The following is a 16,570-nucleotide window of genomic DNA, read 5'->3' as shown; positions in this document are numbered from 1 at the left end:
GATTCGATCGCAATGCAGAACGATGTAACGCTGACAGAAGATGACGAGGGGAAAAACGTGGTAAATTACAACGGCGAGCAGATTGGTCGCGTCATCGAGGTGGAACACGGCGAGGCACACGTCGATCCCGATCCAGGGCTGACGGACACAATCAGATCCAAACTGGGGTGGGGCGAGGGCGACAAGGAGAGCTACCGACTCGACAACTCCAAGATCGAGAGCGTCTCCGACAACGAGATTCACCTGAGTAGGTAACTCGCCCGCTGGACGTTACCGATCCGTCTCCTGCGGATCACTTTTTAGCGCGATATTTTCGACGGGAAGATGAAGACAACAGACGACTTATCCCTGTTCAACGATAACAGACTGCATGGAAGTTCGCCCTGCAGAGTCGGACGACAGGGAACGGATCAAAGCGATCACAGACGACTCGCTGCGATCGTCGTACTCGCTCAGCCCACAGCAGATCGAGACGATACTCGAAGAGGAATTCGACGATACGTCACTGAACGACCTGCTCACCGATCCTGATACGACGGTGCTCGTCGTCGACGAGACGATCGGCGGCACGGAGACTGTTTACGGGTTCATCACCGTCGAAGTCGGAACACAAGCGACGATCCGGTGGCTCCACGTGGATCCAAAGGCGCGGGGCAAGGGCATCGCCACGGCGCTGCTCGATCGCGTTCGCGAAGAGTTTGTCGAGAAGTCGATTGCGGCGTGTGTCCTCGACGAAGCCGTCGAGGGCGGCGACTTCCTCAAAGGGTTCGGCCTCAAAGAGAGTGACCACGACCAGATACTGCTCGGCGGGGAGGAGTTCGATGTCACTATGTTCACAGAGGGGCAAAGGACAGAGACGCCGAACGAACCCGCCGTCCCGATCCCCGAATCCGTTACCGTCGATGGAGTTGCCCGGTCCGTCAATCGCGATGAGAGCGTTCCCGGCAGGGAGGCCCCATTCTTCACGGTGTCCCATACAGAGGACGAGGAGGACGCGTACGGGTACTTCTGTTCACAGTGCGGCAGTACTGACGTATCCGCCGACGGACAAGGCAGGCTCGAGTGCGGGAACTGTGGCAACGCTCACCTGGCTGACGAGTGGGACGATGCGTATCTCTGAGATCGCCTGTTAATGGACGATACTCAGGCGATGAATCACGAGTCCTCCGACGTCGACCGGAACTCCTCAGGCGGTGCGGTACCTGGGGGCGATGAGGCGGATCAGCCCGACCAGCCGACTGTGGATGATTGGAGCGACGATGAGGCCGGGTCACCGATCGACGTGGGGATCCTCGTTGCGCACTCGCCTGGTGGGGATGTCGAGCCGCTCCGGTCGTTCGCCGAGCGGATGGCCCGCGACGGTGTCGACGAGTTGGCGGCGGCCACGGACGTAGCTTGGCGGGTGCATTGTGCCGATCCGGACCCGCTCACCGACCGTGCTCCCCGACGGCCGTCGGAGTTCCTCGATGAAGCCGCGCTTCACATGGCGAAACGCCCGTACGACCTGGTCGTCGTCGTGACCGATGTGCCCCTCACCACGCGGGAGGAGCGATCCGTCGAGGGACTCGCTTCCCCGCTCGCCCGCGTCGTTGTCGTCTCCACACGACGACTCCTTCGGACCCACGACCGGGAGACGGTCAGGACGCTCGGTTCACCGGCCGTCCGCTGGAACGCTGCGACCCTCCTCGTTCACCTCCTGGGACACGTGTTTCGTGCGGACCACGGTGATGGCGGCGTCATGGCTCCGTTCTCGTTCGACCCCTCCCGACGGAGCGTCCCGCCGTTCGATGCGGACATCACGGATCACCTCAGAGGGATCGCGACCCGCATTCCCCAAGCGGACGTCTCGCGAGGGCGGCTTCGACGGCTGGCGTTTCACGCGGTGAGTCTCGTGCGGAATCCGGGTATCGTCGCCGCGACACTGCTGCAGAGTCGCGCCCCCCTGCTCCCGTTCTCACTCCCGCGTCTCTCGACGGCCGCCGTGACGCCGACACTGATCCTCGTGTTCAGTGCCGAGGCATAGGACGTCGGGCTGAACCTGACCAACCGCACGGCCGCACTCTTCGCGATAGGGAGTGTCATCGCTGCCGCAATCCATCTCCTGTACGTTCAGCGCCTCACGTTCCCGCGAGAGCGCAGCCAGGTGTTCACCGAGCATATGGCACTGGTGAACGTGACTGTGTTCTTCATCCTCGTCGCGGCGATGATGGGCTCTTCGTCCTCGTCGGGTCGATTATGCTCCTGATCGAGTTCGCCGTCTTTCCGCCGAATCTGATGACGAACTGGCCGAGCCTCGAGGAGCCCACGGTCGGGCTCGTCGACCTCGTCCGTGTCGGGGCCTTCATCAGCACGCTCGGTGTGCTGTCGGGCGCGCTCGCCGGCGGTACCGAAAATCGGATGGCGCTCCGGCATCTCGCGCTCTTCCGTGACAGGCCGTAGACCTTCGACACCGCCGGGTGAACGGGAGGTGCGGCGCGTGACCTGCGACGCCACCACGTACGCAGCCATCCTTAGTACATACCCGCAAGATTTTGCGGCTGTGGACCGTACCTTATCGTATGAATTATCGATCACGGGTCGGTCCTCCCAGCCGTAGCGCTCAGGGGCCGGTGTCATGAGTATCGCCAAGAGGTTCAGCCGTTGGAGAAACTGGTTTCCGGTCCCGAGTCGGAGCAGCGGATTCGCCCTGAAGCGGTGGTTCTTGCTCGAGGGGGACCGGTTGGCAGTGACAGGAGCGTTGCTTACGTTCGTATTCGCGACCTTCATGAGTATCGCCACGGTGTGGACCTTCGAGATGCAGACGCTGCTGATGGACACCTCTACTATCCAGACAATTCTCAACACATTCCTGAGCGGGATGATCCTCCTGGTCTCCATCGTCGTCTCGATCAATTCGATCGTGCTCTCACACGACATGAGTGCCGTCACCGATCAAGAGGACCGCGTTCAGGGCGCGATAAACTTCCGCCGGGACCTCAGTGAATTGACCGTCCCCGGAGAGAACCCGACCGATCCCGGGTCGTTTCTCAAGGTCATGTCTAGGATCATCAGCACCCGCGCGGACGCGCTCGCGGACGAGTTGGAGGGTGCCGATAAGAAACTCGTCGACGAGATCGACGAGTACTCGGGGTTGGTCTCGGACGCCGCCGACCAGCTCGGGGCAGTCGATGAGACGTCCGGCGCCGAATTCGCCATCCTCTGGAAGGGACTCGGATTCGACTACGGCTCACATATCGAGGGATCCCGGACGATTATTTCCTCTCGTGATACCTCAGCCGAGCGTTTCGAGGACCTGATCGATGCGTTCGAACTGTTCGCCATCGGGAAGGAGTACTTCAAAACGCTGTATTATACCAAGGAGGTATCGAAGCTGTCCCAGGTGCTGCTGATTATCGCGCTCCCTGCCATCCTGTTCAACGCCTCGATGATTATCGCGGTCAACGGGCAGGTCCTCCCAAGCGGGTTGATGTTCGGCATCCCGCTGCTACAGCCGTTCGTGGCGGTGGCGTTCACGGTCTCCATCGCGCCCTACCTCGTGTTGACCGCCTATATGCTCCGGCTCTCCACCGTCGCGCGGCTGACCGCGTCGGGTGGAATCTTTTCGCTGAACTAGTCGAACGTGAGAAAAGGCCCCGCTACCAATGCCTATCACACACTCGCTCGCACAAAACGTGACAACGAACGCAACGCTTGGGTGGGTATTCGTCGGTGTCGTGATCCTGATTGCCGCCGTTAGCCTCCTTATGACGCCGCTACTCTGGGGTTTGCTCGCACTGGTCGCTGCCGGAATCCTCGTGGTTCCGGCGGTGCTACGGCGGGACTGGCGGGTGATGCTCCCGTGGCCACTCGGGTTGGTCGTCGCCGTCGGAGTGACCGCGCGGACGTTCGGCGTCGCCCCGGAAGTCACCGGGTTTGTCGCCATCTCGTCCGTCGCGCTCGCGGTTGTCGTCGAGTTCGACTCGTTCACCGACGTGGAGATGAGTCGCCGCTTTGCAGTGCTGTTCGCCGTTATGACGACTATCGCTTTCCAGTCGTGGTGGACGATCGCCGGCTACTATTCGGACCAGTGGTTCGGCACCTCGTTTATTCACTCACAGGCCGACCTTCAGTGGGGCCTCGTCACCGCCATAATTGTCAGTCTGGTTATGGGTGAACTCTTTATGTGGTACTTCGACCGTATCGAACACGTCGGTTCACGTCACCGACCAGTCGTCCCGGAGGAGGCATCATGACAGTCTCCGAGTCTATCGGCCTCTCGGAGGGGAGAGAACGCCTGCTGACCCGGCTGCTGCAGTTCGTGCTGGCGGGTGTCTTCCTCGCCGGGCTAGTCACGCTACGCCCGGGGATGGCAGTCAACGGGGCGTTCGGTCTGGCGCTTACGTTGATCCCGGCCGCGATCCGCCGGGAGTACGATTACACGATGAGTCCCGCGCTGGTCCTATGGATTACCGTCGCCATCGGTCTCCATAGCGTCGGTTCGCTTGGGCCGTACTCGTGGTTCTCCTGGTTCGACAGCGTGACGCACACCGTTTCAGCGACTGTAGTCGCCGGGCTGGGATACGCGACCTTCCGCGGATTTGAACAGCACTCGGAGGAACTTCACGTCCCGGCCAGCTTCCGGCCCGTGTTTATCGTCGTATTCGTCCTCGCTGTCTCCGTCGTCTGGGAACTACTCGAGTTCTCGTCCGGACAGGTAGCGCAGGTACTCGGTATCGAGGCACCGCTGGTCGTCTATGGTGTCGACGACATCGTCACAGACATGGTGTTCAACACGGTCGGCGGACTGATCGTGGCCGTCGGTGGCTCCAGGTACTTCGTTCCGCTTGCGGGATTCTTCAGGCGTCGGTTCGGCTCTTAGAACTCCGGGGTCCACGGTATCGACAAGGGACGGATGCGGGAGGAAGATCTTGTAGAGCTTCTCGGCAGAACGTCGCGAGCCAGTATCCGAGCACCAGATAAAATAGCCAACAACGCGGGTCGCATCGAGATTCCTTTAGCTGTGCGAGGTTCTGGAGGATGCTCGCCGGGAGTTGTCAGAATGTCGGTACACCTGTGCGATCCGATTGTGTTCGTATGGTCCGCTAATATTTTCGACTCGCTGGAGGAACCAGCGGTAATTCCGAGTCCACATCGGTCTCCCCAACGCGTGTACGCCGGCACCCATCGCTGGCGCAACGGCAACGACCTCGCAGTCGCTGTGGTATCGAATTCCGCTAGGCTAGGTGCGACACGTCTTCCGGGTGGGCGAGATGATGAATTCCGCTCGCGATAGACGTCGGAGCCTCCGATCCTTGGACAGTCGCGTACCTCACCACGATATCCGACTGTGGGGCCTGCTAGTGGAATACACTCCGGACATCGTAGCGAGCATCCCACGGAGTGAACTCACGACGGCGACCCTAGGATACGTGGTCAACCCCGGGTCGTGCTCGTTCCATCTGTATCCGACGTAGCCGTGTCGGCATCGTCTTCCTGCATTTCCTCCGCGTCGGCACCGGTCTCTTCAGCGAGTCCGGGTTCCGGTCCTAGGGGCTCGCCGTGAAGGAGTTCTGGAAGGGCGATCCGGATCACCTCGAGCATTAGGACGAAAATTATTGGCAAGAGGAAGAACCCGTACCACCCGAACAGGATGGGACCAAGAATGTAGGCGAAGAGGAGGACTATCGGGTTCAATTGCCGACCCGAGATATAGGGCTGGACGAGCGACTGCGGGAGGATATCGAGCACGATGGAGTAGACGACGGGGAGGGCGACGAGGAAGACAAACTGCCGGCCTCCTGCCTGAACGGCGAGGTACGCGACGATCGGAATATAAACTACCTTGCTGACGACTATGGGGATGAGGCTGGTGAGTCCCGTGAGCACTCCCAGCGTGAACGCCATCGGGATCTGCATCTCGGGCGGTGCGACGAGGTTCGTGATCGTGTACGCCGTCGTCGCCACCACGGACATAAAGAGGACGAATAGGAGATTCCCGAAGAAGATCGACTCGAGGTCGGTGTCCACGGTGAGGGCGTACGCGAACACGGTCTCTTCCCGACCGCCGACTAGCTTCGCGAACGCGCTCGAGAGCGCCTCGTCGTATACGAGCAGGGCATACGACAGTGTCACGGCGAGGGACAACAGGAGGATCGTTCCGGAGACCAGGTCGAGGACCTGTAGTCCCTGCTGGAGGGCCTCCCCGGACAGCAGGTCAGTCAGTCGATCGAGCGACGGCGGATTCCTGAGCAGCGCCGCCGGACTCGACTCTTCGACGTCGAGACCGAGGACCCGGGAGACGAGCAGCGAGAACACGCTCTCGTCGAACTGCTGCTTGACCTGCAGAAGGATCCGTATCCCTGCGTAAAGCGCGAGTACCAGCACCGGGATCAGCACGGTCAGCGCCGTCAGCCCGGCTGCCCTCCACTTTGATCCGGTGACCGTCTCGAAGCGGTTGGAGATCGGCCGGGTAGCGTAGTACCCGGACACACCCAGAACGAGTATGCCGATGAACGTGTGGGCAATGAACAGCGCGGCCCCCACGAGGACGGACACGTAGAGCCACCAGAACGTACTGCTCCGGTTCGGTACCGTCACGATCCTAGTGTCCCCGCCCGATGACTTCCCGGGGAGGACAGGAGTTCCCTGTACCGGATTGAGGACGAGCGGACCCCCGGCCGTTCCCCACGCGCCGATACTCGACCGCTCGCGTGACTGGACGATCGGCGAGGGATGCTTTGCCCCCATGACTCCGGCCCGTACCGTGTGTGTCTGTTTGGTGTCGGTCTCATAGTGGGAGCAGTCGATGGCGGTGGTCGGCGGGTGTGGTCAGATACGCGATTGAAACGTGTACGACCACCATCACCGTGAGGAACCCGACGCTAGTCCTGCCGCTCCAGACGAACCACGCCGGGAGCGCGAACAGCAATCCGAATGCGAGGTGCCCCATGACATCTACCATCGGCCGCTACCCCGTACTGACTCGACAGGTATCATTCTGAGTCTACAGAATGAACGTGACAATCGCGAGAATGACGAAGATGATGACGAGCCATTTTGCGATATCCATACTGAGTCCAGCGACCCCCCGAGCACCGAGCACTGCTGCGACGACCGCGAGTATCAAGAAGAGGACTGCAAGCTCAATGAAACCACCTCCGAACTGCAACGGCACCGCTTGGACTGAGACCGCACTATCCAGAACCCCGTGTGATGCAATCATAACCCACCTACGTCTCCTGAGTACTTTAACTCGCGACGTATTCACTCTCATCCCGTTTTTGAGTAACCGGGTGACTCCATCTGTGTCAATAATTCACTCGATCAATCTGGTCATCGTCTCTTTCGGCTCCGTTGATCCCTCTAGAGTTGATATTCAGAAGAGCAGCACCTCACACGAATTTTCGCGGACTCGGTGAGAATCTGGCCTCTCAGCGATTCGCTGGGCTTAGAGAGGATCTCAACAAAGCCGGAATATTCTATATCTACAGAGAGCCAGACCGTGTAAGTGCTTTCACTGCTGGTACCGTACCTCTCTGTATGTCCGATGAAACGCCAGGCGACTCAGAACGAGCAGAGGAAGCCAAACTTGGCAGCGAGATCGCCGATCACAGCACGGAGATGAGTTCGATATTGGGTGATGCCTATCGCGGAGAACTGGACCGGGAGACCACATGGCGGTCACGCCTCGATCAGACGACTACATGGGGGGTAACGGTTGTGGCTGCGATTCTCACGTGGGCGTTTTCCAGTGCCGATAATCCACATTATATCATCCTCGTCGGTATTCTAGCTCTCTCTTTCTTCCTGTTTATTGAAGCACGACGGTATCGTGACTATGACATATATCGTTCACGAGTGCGTCTCTTCCAGCAGAACTTGCTTGCAGACGCGCTTGATCCGTCAGTAGGGGTTGAACATGAGGATTGGCGGAGCAAACTCAGTCGGGATTATCGGACACCGACGCTGAAAGTATCGACATTGGAAGCCACAGCAAACCGTCTTCGGCGAATTTACCTTCCACTGCTGGCTGTTCTACTCGTCGCGTGGCTGTTCCGAATAACGGCGTTCGCGCCAAACGAGAGTCCACTGACGACAGCCACCATCGCCGTCGTCCCTGGAGCTCTCGTCGTAGCTGCCATTGCTCTCTATTACATAGCTGTCATTATAATTGCCCTGTGGCCCCGGGAACGGCATGCAAAAGGAGAGTTTCGTGAAGGCGATCCAGAGACGTGGAAAGGGAATGAGAACGACGATGGCTGACAATAGAAATCCAGCACCCGACGACCAGAACGTCCCCGCGTCAACCCACTCAGACGAGAACGAACAGTGGGTTATCCTCAATCCGACGAGCGGAACGGAAGATCACGCCGACGACGTTCGCCAGTTCGCAGATGAACGGAACTATACGATCCAAGAAACCACGCACGAAGAACACGCGGTGCAACTGGCGCAGGATGCTGCCGCGAACGACGTTGATCGACTGGCTATCGCGGGTGGCGACGGTACGCTCCACGAGGTAGTCCGTGGCCTCGTAGAGGTATCTGCTCTCGGGAAGGTAACCCTCGGCGTGATCCCGACGGGAACGGAGAACATCTTTGCAACCAACATTGGGGTAGCAAGCATCAAAGAGGGATTCGACCTGCTTGACCACGGTGAGCGACGACGAATCGATGTCGGGTTCGCCGGAGGGGAACCGTTTGTCGTGTCGTGTATTGCCGGATTCCCTGCCGAGGTCAGCGTGGCGGCGTCAAGCGACCTGAAAGAGCGGTTCGGCTCGCTGGCATTCGTCGTCGCCGGTCTACAGGAACTCACAGCGTTCGAGGGACTCAACATCGATCTCACTGCTATCTCGAACGGCGAGGAAACGACCTGGTCGGGAGAGACGCTGTGTGTCCTCGTCGGGAACGTCCTGCAATTCGTTAATCGTGGCGGCCAAGCCAACGTCGAAGACGGGCATTTCGATGTCGTCCTCATCGAGCAGATGCCTGCGAGTGACATCCTAGCTGAAGCGACCGCGCAGCGAGTATTTGGTCGCGATACTGAACACGTGCTCCACGTTCAGGCGAGCCAACTAGAGATTCGAGGGCGCGGCAGTGATCCGATCACGTTTAGTCTCGATGGCGAACTAAACACCCATACCGAACTCGTGTTATATGCGGATCCGCAGTCGCTCACTGTCTGCGTGGGGTCAACATACGAGGACACGCACCCAGAGTAGTCACTCCTAGAACGGGGCGTCGATTGCTCGCGTCCCGTCACAGTTCCGATTCTCCTGAACGATCACCGAGCCGAGCGAGGGGCCACACAGGATCGGTCGAGCGATCTTGAGGTGATCCAGCGGGCCTTCGAGGTCGTCGACGAAGAGTCGATCGAGTAGCGCCGACGATCGGTCCTATCCGACCGTGTCCGCGAGTCGTAGGTGATCACTCGATAGGAATCGGCGTCGTGTTCGACTTGTGCACGCCACATATCGCTACTCAGCCAGCCGGGATGGATGGAGTGGTGGCCCGTTCCTGTGACTGCGTACTAGCCCGTGCTGTCGTCCACCGTGAGCGTCACCATCCGATCAATACGAGACGACCTCGTTCAACGGGCTATTAGGACACCGAATGAAGTACAGAGATCGGACGAAGACAACTAATGGCCCGGACCTATCGTCTCCAACGAGAGGAGTAGAGCCATTACATTGAGAGCAGCAGTCTCAATTTCCCTAGCCGCCGATAAGATATAGCAGTATATAATTCATTAGGTGGGAGAAACCGCTCGGAGAGAGTGGTTCAGTTGTCAGTCAAAAAGCCGTCAAAATCCCCGGAAGACCCGTCAACTGATGGATCTGCTTCCGGCCGGTCGTCTTCGTTCTCGGGATCGCTCACCTCCGATTCGGGCGTCTCCACGTGACACGTTACCGAGACCGGATCGCTGCCTTGCGACGTTTCGACCGCCCACATCTGTCCACATCCCAGAACCGTCTGCCAGCCGTCGTTCGAGCGACGCGCGACGGAGACGAGAATTTCGTTCGTTTCGGCGTCGCGGCCGGCGTACTCGATCCGGAGCAACTCGCCGTAGACTTTCAATCCCGACGGTTGATCGAGTCTCACTGGCGTCGTGTCTGTCTGGGCGTTCGGTCCCTCGACGACCACATCGACGACCGGGACGTCCGCGTCGGGGATCTCGAAGGTGACTTCGAGCGCAGTCTCATCGATCGCGACGTCGGTGATGTCGAGAAACGAGGCGGCGTTCCCGGTTGCGTCCGCTACCTGTTTCCGCAGCGGTTCGAGCGGGAGCCGGACGGTGTCACGTTCGCGTGGCATACTTTCGAGGGCCTACAACCGGGAGACGTATGACTTCTCCGGCGTCTCGAGTGCATCTGAACGATACACCGCGTCACATCTCTCAGAGTCGGGACTCGAAGACCGAAGCGAGTTCTTCGCGGACGAGCTCGCGCATCGCCTCCGCGCGGGCCTCCCGCCGGGTCCGCTCGTCGAGGTAGTTGCGCTCGGAAACCGCCGCATCACGACTGCCCTGCGACGCCGCGACGGCAGCCGTTCCGGCCTCGATAGAGGGCCGCTGCCGCCGGTACAGCCGGTACCACGTTCGTCGTCCCATCTTCGGTAACGGGTGTGAACCATCGATCTGAACGTCGGCGCGGCGGCCGAGATCACGAAGCCACCGTCTCGCGGTCGCCGTCGACATCGGTCTGCTGCTGGATTGGCCCGGGAGAAGATAGCCCGTCCAACCCTCTCGATCGGAGAGGAGCGCGATACGCCGTTCAGTCGCGGCGACGCCGACGAGGATTTCGACCGTGTTTCGCGTTCTGCGGGCGTTCTTCCGCTCACCGGCGGCGAATTCGACATACGGGACGGTCCCGGCGTCCGGAGGGGGATCGAGGACGAGCTGGTCGACGTGCAGTTCGCAGGCTTCGACCGGCCGAAGCCCCCACCCCGCGAGCGCGAGCAACAGAAATCCCTCGTCGGGGTCGGCGACGTCGAGCAGCGCTTCGAGGTCCGAGCGGGAGAGCGCTGGATGGTCGTACTGCGGATCCTCGTCCCAGCCGAACCGGTTCAGGAGGTTCTCCGCGGGGTTGTAGATGCCGCGTCCCATCTCGACGACAAACGTGTACCAGTTCCGCACCGCGGAGACGTACTTCTTCTTCGAGGCGAGCGTTCCGAGTTCGTCGTCGAGGACGCGGAAGGTGTCGCGAACGCGCGCGATCTCGTCCGGTCGGGCCCGCTCGTCCGAGAGCGGCGTCAGAAGATCACCCGTTCCGTTGACAGCACGATACGTCCGCGCGTAGGTTCGCAGTCGCGAACGACGTGGGTTGATCGTCGTCTCCGCCCGTCCTCGGTCGCGTTCGAGTTCTTCGAGGTACTCTTCGAGCGCACGGATAGTAGGGTCGTGTGCGATCTCCCAGTCCCCGTCACCGTCCCGTTCGGCGGGAATCCCGACCGAATCGTAAAACTGGCCCGGAGAGAGGTCGTAATCCCGTCGAAGCCGCTCGACGAATCCCGAGTAGTTCGATTTGAGCCACGCGTACGTCGGCGTGTCGCTCGCGGGATCGACATCGACTGTTGGATCTTCGCGGATCGTCGGGGCGATCTCCACGTGATAGAACCGCTTGAACTCCTCGATATCGTCGAATTGGGCGTAGGTCGGCGTCATATGGGGTCAAGACACCGGAGAAGGTAAGAAACTCGGTGAGCGGGTGATTCCAAGCGCATTGATTTCGGGTGTTAGCAGATTTCTGTATGATTACTTATTTTTTGTGGTGCGTCGTTGTCCCGAGCAGACAACGAAACAACACACAAACATCGCTCATAAGCGAGTCTGTTAATAAATCATATAATGCTATATTAAATCAGTGGACAGGCAGCAAGCAGCAGGCGACCGCAATGAGTAGTAAATCGGAATATCAGGTAGAGGCGTCCTACTAGCCGCGGGACGCGTATTCGGTACATAACTACAATGCGTATCATTCGATTGTCTGAAACGATGCCATTAGTTAGCAAAGAAACCGTAACGGGACTGTTCGAGGATATGGTGACAGCGCGTCACTACGAAGAGCGTCTGCAAGAGGAGTACCTCGAAGGAAAACAGCCCGCTTTCGACATCTCAGCGGGGCCCATTCCCGGGGAGTTACACCTCGCGGCCGGACACGAGGCGGCTGCGGCCGGAGTGTGTCAACACTTAACCGACGACGACGTAGTCACGGCGACGCACCGACCCCACCATATCGCGATCGCGAAAGGCGTCGATCTCAAGCGAATGACCGCGGAGATATTCGGCCGCGAGACGGGACTCGGGAAAGGAAAGGGCGGGCATATGCACCTCTTCGATCCCGAGGTGAACTTCGCCTGTAGCGGAATCATCGCCGAGGGGTGTCCGCCCGCTGTCGGGGCCGGACTCGCCGCGAAAAAGCGAAACGAGGACAGCGTCGCCGTCTCGTATCTCGGCGAAGGGGCGATCGATCAGGGTGCCTTCCTCGAATCGCTGAACTTCGCGGCGCTGTTCGATCTCCCGGTCGTGTTCGTCATCGAGGACAACGACTGGGCGATCAGTATGCCGAAAGAGCGCGTCACGGACGTTGAAAACGGTGCGAAACGCGCGGACGGGTTCGAGATGCCGGGCGTCCGGGTGGATTGCGACGACGCGATCGAGGTCTACGAGGTCGCCGGGGAGGCGATCGGTCGGGCACGCGATCGCAACGGTCCGACGCTCATCGAAGTACAGGTGCACCGACGGATGGGTCACTTTATGGGCGACCCGGAGTCGTATCGGCCGGAGAAGGACCAGGAGGCGGCCGCCGAACGCGACTCGATTTCGCGGCTGGAGGCGGATCTGCGTGAGGCGGGCGTGACAGGCGAACGGATCGAGGAGATACGGACCACGGCACACGACCGCGTCGAGGAGGCGATCGCGTGGGCGAAAGAACAGCCGCAACCGGATCCGGATTCCGCCCACGAAGACGTGTTCGTGAACCCGCCGAGCGGCGTGACCGACAGCGAACCCGACGTCGGGACCGCCGGAGGTGACGACTGATGTCAGAAGCCGAGTCGACCCGCGAGCTGACAATGAGTCGAGCGATGGTTTCGGCCATCGCTCACGAGATGCGCGAGAACGACGAGGTGTTCTATATGGGCGAGGACGTCGCCGATTACGGCGGCATCTTCGATTCGACGCAGGGGCTCCGCGAGGAGTTCGGCTACGACCGTGTGATGGACGTACCTATCAGCGAGACCGCCTATCTGGGCGCGGCGGTCGGGGCCGCGCAGGTCGGCATGCGCCCAATCGCCGAGTTGATGTTCGTCGATTTCTTCGGCGTCGCGATGGATCAGATCTACAACCAGATGGCCAAGAACACGTATATGAGCGGCGGGACCGTGTCGGTTCCGATGGTCCTCACCGCCGCGGTCGGCGGGACGTACAACGACGCCGCCCAGCACTCACAGACCCTCTACGGGACGTTCGCGCATATCCCGGGACTGAAAGTCGTCGTTCCGTCGACGGCCTACGAGGCGAAAGGGTTGATGCATAACGCCATCCGCGACGACGATCCCGTGCTGTATATGTTCCACAAGCGGCTGATGGGCATCGGGTGGATGCCCGCCCCGGAGGGACCGAAAACCCCGGTCCCGGAGACTGATTACACGATCCCGTTCGGCAAAGCCGACGTGAAACGCGAGGGCGACGACGTGACGGTCGTCACGCTCGGGTTACACGTACACAGAGCGCTCGAAGCCGCCGAAACGCTCGATTCCGACGGCGTCAGTGCGGAGGTGATCGACCTCCGATCCTTGGTGCCGCTCGATACCGATACCATCGTCGAATCGGTCGAGAAAACCGGGAATCTCGTCGTCGTCGACGAGGATTACCGCTCCTTCGGCGTGACAGGAGAGGTCGTCGCGAGCGTCGCCGACGAGGCGCTCGGCGCGCTCGAACGCGTCGAACGGGTTGCGGTCCCGGACGTTCCGATTCCCTACTCACGACCGCTGGAAAACGAGATCATCCCGAGCACCGAGGACATCGTGAGTGCGATCGAACGGGCCCAGTAAAGCGATGAGCGAGCACGACGACCGCGTGGCGGTGACCGTCGGGGAGTGGCCGGACGACGTCGAGAGCGACGAGGGCGTCGTCGTGAACTGGTTCGTCGGCGAGGGCGTCGCCGTCGAGGACTCTGAGAGCCTCTGTGAGGTGCAGATCGAGAAGGTCAGTCTGGACGTGTACGCGCCGGTCGCGGGAACGCTGACGGAAATCCTTCGCGGCGAAGACGCCGAGTTCGAGCGCGGGGAGACTCTCGGGTGGATTACTCCGGACGGAATGGAGGGTGAAGACGCGTGAGACGAGCAAATAAGCGAGCAGAATCAATGGGTGAGCTAAACCGATGAATGAGAACGGACCGGCCGAGCGAACCGTCCGCGAGGAGAGGACGTTGACGCCGATGCGGAAGACGATCTCGCGCCGCCTCGGCGACAGCTATCGGCAGGCGGTGCACGTGACGGTAAATCGAACCGTCGATGCCGAATCAGTAGTAGCCGCGGCCGGCAACGCGGAGGCCGGATGCGACGGCGTCGACCCGGCGATAACGGACGTCCTGCTCTGTGCACTTTCGGACGCCCTCGGAGCGCATCCGGCGTTTAACGCGACGTTCGAGGACGACACGCACCGGCTCTTCGAGGAGCGGAACGTGGGTATCGCCGTGACGATCGACGACGGGCTGGTCACGCCGGTCATCGCGGATCTCGCGTCGAAATCGCTCTACGAGGTGGCCGCTGAGCGAAAGCGGTTGACCGAACGCGTACAGTCCGGCGACTACACGATGAGCCTCTTCCGTAACGGGACGTTCACCCTCTCGAACCTCGGGCCGCTCGGCGTTGACTCGTTCGACCCGATCATCAACCCGCCCGAGGTCGGCATCCTCGGGCTCGGCCGAACGACCGATCGAGCCGTCCGTTCGGACGGTGAGGTCCGCTTTCGCCCGCATATGACGCTGAGTCTGAGTTTCGACCATCGGATCGTCGACGGGGCCGACGCCGCGCGGTTTCTGGAGACGCTCGTTAGCAACGTCGAAACGGCGGAGCAGTACGTCTGAGAAATGGCACGGCGTAAGCGGCCCCGGGTAGGCACTGGCTACTCGGACCGCGTGGTGGGCGAATCTAGTCGAGTCCGTTCTTCCGTCGCCGGAGCGCTCAGACCCGCTCTAAGAGCGTCGCGATACCCTGACCGAACCCGATGCACATCGTCGAGAGCGCGTAGTCGGTTCCGGTCCGCTGGAGCTCGTGCGCGAGCTTTCCGACGAGCGCGCTGCCGGTCCCCCCGAGCGGGTGGCCGTGAGCGATTGCACCCCCGTTGACGTTCGTCTTCTCCCACGGAGCCCCCGTCTCTTCCATCCACGCGGCGGCGACGGACGCGAAGGCCTCGTTGACCTCGAACAGGTCGACGTCGTCGACGTCCATCCCGACGGTGTCGAGGAGTTGCTCGGTCGCTGGAATCGGCCCGGTGAGCATCAATACGGGGTCGCTGCCGACGGCTTGCGTCTCGACGATCCGTGCCATCGGTTCCCAACCGTGCGCCGCCGCGATCTCCTCGCTGGCGATCAAGACCGCCGACGCGCCGTCGACGATGCCCGAGGAATTGCCCGCGTGGTGGACGCCGTTTTCTTCCTCGCGAAACGCCAGCGGGATGTCGGCAAGGTTCTCGACGGTGCTGCCGGGGCGAGGGTGTTCGTCCTCGTCGACCACGACGGTCTCACCGTCCAGTTCGGCCTCGACCGGGACGATCTGATCGTCGTACCGTCCGTCGTCCTGTGCCTCTTTCCAGCGGCGGTGAGAATCGACGGCCAACTCGTCCATCTCCTCGCGAGTGAAGTCCCACGTTTCGGCGATACGTTCTGCCGCCTCGCCCTGAGTGACCTTCTCTTCGACGTGCTCGAAGTAGGTGTCGGTGAGGTCCTCGTCGGACCCGTCTGATCCCATCCGCACCCGGCTCATATGTTCGACTCCGCCGGCGACCACAACGTCCTGCTGCCCGGACATCACCATCCCGGCGGCGAAGTTCACGGACTGCTGGCCGGAGCCGCAGAAGCGATTCAGTTGAACGCCGGGCACACTGTCGCCCCAGCCGGCGACGAGCGGCGCGAGCCGGCCGATGTTCATCCCCTGTTCGTCGACCGGCGTGACGCAGCCGTAGATCACGTCGTCGACAACCGCGGGGTCGAAGCCGTTCCGTTCTTGCAATCCCGTCAACGGTCGAGCAGCCAAGTCTTGGGGATGCAGATCACGGAACGAGCCTCCGCGCTCACCGAACGGGGTACGGACGGCATCGACGATAACAGCGTCTCTCATAATCAGTTCGAACTGACGCCGAAAGGGACAAAGTTGTTTCGGCGAGCGGGTTATTCTATACTATCAAAGGTTGTTGGAAAGCGGGACCTGATCGTCGACCGAGAGCGACCGGACGAGTAGTGCGACGTCCACTCATCGTCCAACGAGTGGGTATGACGCAGCCGATCGAACCGACAACTGCGAGAGAGCACCCGAAAAACTCGTTCGGAGAGCGACGAGGGACGATGAACTTCAGTCCCGACGGAATACGC

At 60.8% G+C, this 16,570-nt stretch carries 19 protein-coding genes; 13 read left to right on the top strand and 6 right to left on the bottom strand.

Features of this window, described 5'->3' with window-relative positions; all coding sequences use genetic code 11:
- Window positions 1–12: 12 nt before the first annotated feature.
- The 7 genes from U5919_RS07800 to U5919_RS07770 all read left to right on the top strand — a co-directional run bounded on the left by U5919_RS07800 (window position 13) and on the right by U5919_RS07770 (window position 4,858).
- Window positions 13–255: a PRC-barrel domain containing protein gene (locus U5919_RS07800; RefSeq protein ID WP_336023304.1), complete on the top strand. Its 243-nt coding sequence runs from the start codon at window positions 13–15 to the stop codon at window positions 253–255.
- 115 nt (window positions 256–370) lie between these two features.
- The gene (locus U5919_RS07795; protein WP_336023302.1) at window positions 371–1,120 is read left to right on the top strand and encodes a GNAT family N-acetyltransferase; all 750 of its coding nucleotides are present in this window, start codon (window positions 371–373) and stop codon (window positions 1,118–1,120) included.
- A gap of 12 nt (window positions 1,121–1,132) precedes the next feature.
- Window positions 1,133–2,023, top strand: coding sequence for a hypothetical protein (locus U5919_RS07790; protein WP_336023300.1), 891 nt, complete (start codon window positions 1,133–1,135; stop codon window positions 2,021–2,023).
- A gap of 212 nt (window positions 2,024–2,235) precedes the next feature.
- Complete coding sequence (locus tag U5919_RS07785; RefSeq protein ID WP_336023298.1) at window positions 2,236–2,439, top strand: hypothetical protein; 204 nt, start codon at window positions 2,236–2,238, stop codon at window positions 2,437–2,439.
- Between the two features lie 175 nt (window positions 2,440–2,614).
- Entirely contained in the window at window positions 2,615–3,613 is a 999-nt protein-coding gene (locus U5919_RS07780; RefSeq protein ID WP_486617190.1) for a DUF7972 family membrane protein, read from the top strand.
- Window positions 3,614–3,743: 130 nt separating this feature from the next.
- A complete protein-coding gene (locus U5919_RS07775; RefSeq protein WP_336023295.1) occupies window positions 3,744–4,232 on the top strand; it encodes a hypothetical protein in 489 nt (162 codons plus the stop codon).
- Window positions 4,229–4,858: a DUF2238 domain-containing protein gene (locus U5919_RS07770; protein WP_336023294.1), complete on the top strand. Its 630-nt coding sequence runs from the start codon at window positions 4,229–4,231 to the stop codon at window positions 4,856–4,858. The genes U5919_RS07775 and U5919_RS07770 overlap by 4 nt, the downstream gene beginning before the upstream one ends.
- 554 nt (window positions 4,859–5,412) lie before the next feature.
- Here U5919_RS07770 and U5919_RS07765 read toward each other — a convergent pair.
- From U5919_RS07765 to U5919_RS07755, 3 genes are all read right to left on the bottom strand, one after another.
- Window positions 5,413–6,576 carry an AI-2E family transporter gene (locus U5919_RS07765; RefSeq protein WP_336023292.1) on the bottom strand — a complete coding sequence of 388 codons (1,164 nt, stop codon included), beginning with the start codon at window positions 6,574–6,576 and terminating at the stop codon, window positions 5,413–5,415.
- A 190-nt stretch (window positions 6,577–6,766) separates the two neighbouring features.
- Window positions 6,767–6,940 (bottom strand): hypothetical protein, encoded by a 174-nt coding sequence (locus U5919_RS07760; RefSeq protein ID WP_336023291.1) that lies wholly within the window; start codon window positions 6,938–6,940, stop codon window positions 6,767–6,769.
- A gap of 42 nt (window positions 6,941–6,982) precedes the next feature.
- Window positions 6,983–7,201, bottom strand: a complete 219-nt coding sequence (locus U5919_RS07755; RefSeq protein WP_336023289.1) for a DUF1328 domain-containing protein — start codon at window positions 7,199–7,201, stop codon at window positions 6,983–6,985.
- Between the two features lie 317 nt (window positions 7,202–7,518).
- On the opposite strand from U5919_RS07755, the gene U5919_RS07750 reads away from it, so the two are divergent.
- Both U5919_RS07750 and U5919_RS07745 read left to right on the top strand, forming a co-directional pair.
- Window positions 7,519–8,241 (top strand): DUF2270 domain-containing protein, encoded by a 723-nt coding sequence (locus tag U5919_RS07750; protein ID WP_336023288.1) that lies wholly within the window; start codon window positions 7,519–7,521, stop codon window positions 8,239–8,241.
- Window positions 8,174–9,199, top strand: a complete 1,026-nt coding sequence (locus tag U5919_RS07745; protein WP_336023287.1) for a diacylglycerol/lipid kinase family protein — start codon at window positions 8,174–8,176, stop codon at window positions 9,197–9,199. Before U5919_RS07750 ends, U5919_RS07745 begins: the two co-directional genes overlap by 68 nt.
- A 559-nt stretch (window positions 9,200–9,758) precedes the next feature.
- Here the strand turns inward: U5919_RS07745 and U5919_RS07740 are convergent.
- Entirely contained in the window at window positions 9,759–10,292 is a 534-nt protein-coding gene (locus tag U5919_RS07740; RefSeq protein WP_336023286.1) for a hypothetical protein, read from the bottom strand.
- A gap of 82 nt (window positions 10,293–10,374) precedes the next feature.
- On the bottom strand, window positions 10,375–11,640 hold the full coding sequence (locus U5919_RS07735; RefSeq protein WP_336023285.1) for a site-specific integrase: 1,266 nt from the start codon (window positions 11,638–11,640) through the stop codon (window positions 10,375–10,377).
- 363 nt (window positions 11,641–12,003) lie between these two features.
- Between U5919_RS07735 and U5919_RS07730 the strand changes: the two genes are divergently transcribed.
- The 4 genes from U5919_RS07730 to U5919_RS07715 are packed head-to-tail and all read left to right on the top strand — an operon-like array spanning window position 12,004 to window position 15,067.
- Window positions 12,004–13,017 carry a thiamine pyrophosphate-dependent dehydrogenase E1 component subunit alpha gene (locus U5919_RS07730; protein WP_336023884.1) on the top strand — a complete coding sequence of 338 codons (1,014 nt, stop codon included), beginning with the start codon at window positions 12,004–12,006 and terminating at the stop codon, window positions 13,015–13,017.
- On the top strand, window positions 13,017–14,030 hold the full coding sequence (locus U5919_RS07725) for an alpha-ketoacid dehydrogenase subunit beta (RefSeq protein ID WP_336023284.1): 1,014 nt from the start codon (window positions 13,017–13,019) through the stop codon (window positions 14,028–14,030). The genes U5919_RS07730 and U5919_RS07725 overlap by 1 nt, the downstream gene beginning before the upstream one ends.
- Window positions 14,031–14,034: 4 nt before the next feature.
- Window positions 14,035–14,316: a lipoyl domain-containing protein gene (locus U5919_RS07720; RefSeq protein ID WP_336023283.1), complete on the top strand. Its 282-nt coding sequence runs from the start codon at window positions 14,035–14,037 to the stop codon at window positions 14,314–14,316.
- A gap of 43 nt (window positions 14,317–14,359) precedes the next feature.
- Entirely contained in the window at window positions 14,360–15,067 is a 708-nt protein-coding gene (locus U5919_RS07715) for a 2-oxo acid dehydrogenase subunit E2 (protein ID WP_336023282.1), read from the top strand.
- A gap of 97 nt (window positions 15,068–15,164) precedes the next feature.
- Here U5919_RS07715 and U5919_RS07710 read toward each other — a convergent pair whose 3' ends face one another.
- On the bottom strand, window positions 15,165–16,319 hold the full coding sequence (locus U5919_RS07710) for a thiolase family protein (RefSeq protein ID WP_336023281.1): 1,155 nt from the start codon (window positions 16,317–16,319) through the stop codon (window positions 15,165–15,167).
- Window positions 16,320–16,570: the final 251 nt, after the last annotated feature.

Source organism: Halobellus sp. LT62 (assembly GCF_037031285.1).
GTDB lineage: Archaea > Halobacteriota > Halobacteria > Halobacteriales > Haloferacaceae > Haloquadratum > Haloquadratum salinisoli.
The sequence above is the reverse complement of the archived record's forward strand: the minus strand, read 5'-3'. Positions and strand labels throughout refer to the sequence as shown.

Coding starts and splice junctions, on each gene's coding strand:
- U5919_RS07800 (WP_336023304.1), top strand. CDS start 13: ATGCAGAACGATGTAACGCTGACAGAAGATGACGAGGGGAAAAACGTG.
- U5919_RS07795 (WP_336023302.1), top strand. CDS start 371: ATGGAAGTTCGCCCTGCAGAGTCGGACGACAGGGAACGGATCAAAGCG.
- U5919_RS07790 (WP_336023300.1), top strand. CDS start 1,133: ATGGACGATACTCAGGCGATGAATCACGAGTCCTCCGACGTCGACCGG.
- U5919_RS07785 (WP_336023298.1), top strand. CDS start 2,236: ATGCTCCTGATCGAGTTCGCCGTCTTTCCGCCGAATCTGATGACGAAC.
- U5919_RS07780 (WP_486617190.1), top strand. CDS start 2,615: ATGAGTATCGCCAAGAGGTTCAGCCGTTGGAGAAACTGGTTTCCGGTC.
- U5919_RS07775 (WP_336023295.1), top strand. CDS start 3,744: ATGACGCCGCTACTCTGGGGTTTGCTCGCACTGGTCGCTGCCGGAATC.
- U5919_RS07770 (WP_336023294.1), top strand. CDS start 4,229: ATGACAGTCTCCGAGTCTATCGGCCTCTCGGAGGGGAGAGAACGCCTG.
- U5919_RS07760 (WP_336023291.1), bottom strand. CDS start 6,940: ATGGTAGATGTCATGGGGCACCTCGCATTCGGATTGCTGTTCGCGCTC.
- U5919_RS07755 (WP_336023289.1), bottom strand. CDS start 7,201: ATGATTGCATCACACGGGGTTCTGGATAGTGCGGTCTCAGTCCAAGCG.
- U5919_RS07750 (WP_336023288.1), top strand. CDS start 7,519: ATGTCCGATGAAACGCCAGGCGACTCAGAACGAGCAGAGGAAGCCAAA.
- U5919_RS07745 (WP_336023287.1), top strand. CDS start 8,174: ATGCAAAAGGAGAGTTTCGTGAAGGCGATCCAGAGACGTGGAAAGGGA.
- U5919_RS07740 (WP_336023286.1), bottom strand. CDS start 10,292: ATGCCACGCGAACGTGACACCGTCCGGCTCCCGCTCGAACCGCTGCGG.
- U5919_RS07735 (WP_336023285.1), bottom strand. CDS start 11,640: ATGACGCCGACCTACGCCCAATTCGACGATATCGAGGAGTTCAAGCGG.
- U5919_RS07725 (WP_336023284.1), top strand. CDS start 13,017: ATGTCAGAAGCCGAGTCGACCCGCGAGCTGACAATGAGTCGAGCGATG.
- U5919_RS07720 (WP_336023283.1), top strand. CDS start 14,035: ATGAGCGAGCACGACGACCGCGTGGCGGTGACCGTCGGGGAGTGGCCG.
- U5919_RS07715 (WP_336023282.1), top strand. CDS start 14,360: ATGAATGAGAACGGACCGGCCGAGCGAACCGTCCGCGAGGAGAGGACG.
- U5919_RS07710 (WP_336023281.1), bottom strand. CDS start 16,319: ATGAGAGACGCTGTTATCGTCGATGCCGTCCGTACCCCGTTCGGTGAG.